At 50.3% G+C, this 2,738-nt stretch carries 2 protein-coding genes; both read left to right on the top strand.

Going from position 1 to position 2,738, the window contains the following annotated elements; genetic code table 11:
• The coding region (locus tag BFP76_RS14605) for a hypothetical protein (protein ID WP_205661353.1) at nt 1-246 on the top strand (246 nt) is incomplete at its 5' end.
• 12 nt (nt 247-258) lie between these two features.
• On the top strand, nt 259-2,738 hold a 2,480-nt coding region (locus tag BFP76_RS02095), incomplete at its 3' end, for a hypothetical protein (RefSeq protein WP_205661352.1).

The following is a 2,738-nucleotide window of genomic DNA, read 5'->3' as shown; positions in this document are numbered from 1 at the left end:
AACGGCACGGCGTTTGAGGGCGGCATGACACCCAAGCCGAAATTCAAGCTGGCGGTACGCAATTTGGTGCAAAAGATGCAATCCAAACCATCGGTACTGCGTTTAACCTATGTGTATAACGATGGCGCGGGCAAGGCGTTGGCGCGCAAACGTTTGGCGGCCGTGGAAAAAATGATCCGTGCAGAATGGCGCAAACAGGGGCGTTACAAGTTGAATATTGAGCGCACGATTAAGCGGTTGAAGTAGGGGATAGAGAGTATGAAAAACGTTATGAACACACCACAACCTTACTTGCACCGTCTGACGCTGTTGGGTCTTACGACAGCGATCGTCACGGCGGGTGGTTTGATGCCGATCCGCGCACAGGACTGCGCCTTGGTGAATGGTGAAATTCCTGAACAATGCACCCATGCAAATGCTGGGCATACGGTTGCGATGCCAACCCAGCCCAATGTGGAATTAGAGGATATTCCAGATTTGGGTGTGGATGGTTTTGAAATCAGTGTGGATGGTGATCCTGTGTCATTGGATGGGGTTGTGCAAAAACAGCGCAATACCATCAGTGCAAAAAAACGCCGCCAAGATATCGCGCTGGCGCAGGCATCTGTTGCGGTGAAATTTGACGGGCTGGATGTGCGCCCACGTCTTGATGCACACTTGGAACAAACGGGCAATGTGTTGCGGTTTCAAAACCAGATGAATTACCCCGCCTTTGTGCGCCGTGGTGAAGTGCGCATTATTGATACAAGCGGGCGCGGTGGTGCAAAAACCGTGGCGATTATTCCGCTCAAGCCAAATGCACAGACCAGTGTAACGCGCCCTTCGGGCGATGGTTTGCAATATGTTTATCGTGTTTATGATGCGCGTGGGCGGTTTGATGAAACCGCACCTGCGTCATTGGATGCACCTGCACGCCGTGGTGATGCATCGGATGTGGAACAGGGCACGGATAGTGCCGCATTGCGCAACATCCCTGTTTTTGGCGGTGCTGTAACGGTATCGGGGCGTGATTTGCGTGGTGGTGCGAATGTCTCTACCCTTGGTGAAACGCTGCGCGCGGATCCCAATGGTACGTTTGTGATCCAACGGATTTTGCCAACGGGCGATCATATGGTTGATGTGGATGTGGCTGGTGGCCCGAACCTGAGCCGTGATATTGATGTGCCGGCATCAGATTTGTTTTACATCGGTTTGATTGATGTCACGCTTGGCAAAACGCTGTCCAATGATTTGGAAGATGCAACAGGCGATGATTACGACAAGTTTTACAACAAAGGGCGGATTGCGTTTTACCTTAAAGGTAAGATCAAGGGGGATTACCTGTTAACGGCGGCGGCTGATACGGGTGAGGATGAATTGAAAAACCTGTTGCGCAATTTTGATGAAAAAGACCCGACAAGTTTGCTCGATCGTATCGATCCAAATGAATATTACCCCGTGTATGGCGACGATTCCACATCTGAAATTGATGCGCCCACGTCTGGTAAGTTTTACATCAAGCTGGAAAAAGACACGAGCCACGCCATGTGGGGCAATTTTAAATCTGCGATTGAGGGCACGGAATATCTGCGCAATGAGCGCACATTATATGGTGCACAGGGTGTGTATAACAGTAATGCGCAAACCAATAATGGCGATGCGCGGGTCAGTGTGCAATTGCACGCAGCCCAGCCCGAAACCTTACCCCAACGCGATTCATTTTTGGGGACGGGTGGATCGACCTATTTCCTAAAATTCCAGGATATCAGCCAAGGGTCGGAAACCATTTTGATCGAAGTGCAAAACAGCACAACCGGTCAGGTGATCGAACGACGCACACTGGTTTATGGCATTGATTATGACATTAACTATGTCCAAGGTTTGGTGATTTTGAAATCGCCGCTTTCGGGCAGTGCGGGAAATAGCGATCTGATCGTGAACAACCCCAATGGCGATAATAATGTGCATCTGATTGTGAATTATGAACACACACCAACATCGGTGGATGTGGACAGCTATTCTTATGGTGGGCGCGGGCAATTTTGGGTGAATGACAAATTGCGCGTTGGCGTTACCGCACAGGACGAGGATTTGGGCACGTCTGAGCAAACGGCATATGGCGTGGATATGTTATATCGCCATTCGGAACAAACATATGCGGAATTGGAATATGCCAAAACCAGCGGTGTTGGTTCGGGTGAAAACCGTTCGGTTGATGGCGGCTTAACCTTTGGCGATATTGTCGGCGTTGATGGCGAAGGGCGTGCCATTCGGTTCAAGGGCCAGCTGGATTTGGCAGATATCAATGCGGATTATGACGGTTTGATTGGCGGCTATTTCGAAGATCGCAGTGCTGGGTTTTCCACGCTGAATTATCGCACGGATAATGATGAACGCCTGTGGGGCATTCACGCTGATTTTGCTGTATCGGAACGTGCGCGTGTGCGTCTTGAATATGATGATTATCATGATAGCACGGGTAAAACCCTGCGCGAGGGTGGCGCGACATTGGCATTTCAAAAAACCGATGCGGTGTTATGGGAATTTGGTGTGGAACATGTGGAAAAAAACACGCCAACCGATCCTGATGAAACCGGCGAGCGCACGGATATCGGTGTGCGCCTGACCTATGAGCCAAATGATCGTTACAAGGTTTATGGTTTTGCACAGGCCAGCCTGCGCCATGAAGGTGGGCTTGATAAAAACAACCGCGTTGGATTTGGCGGCGAAGTTCAGGTGAATGATCACTGGCGATTAAG

The organism is Paramylibacter kogurei (genome assembly GCF_002742285.1).
Classification (GTDB): Bacteria; Pseudomonadota; Alphaproteobacteria; order Rhodobacterales; family Rhodobacteraceae; genus Amylibacter; species Amylibacter kogurei.
The sequence above is the reverse complement of the archived record's forward strand: the minus strand, read 5'-3'. Positions and strand labels throughout refer to the sequence as shown.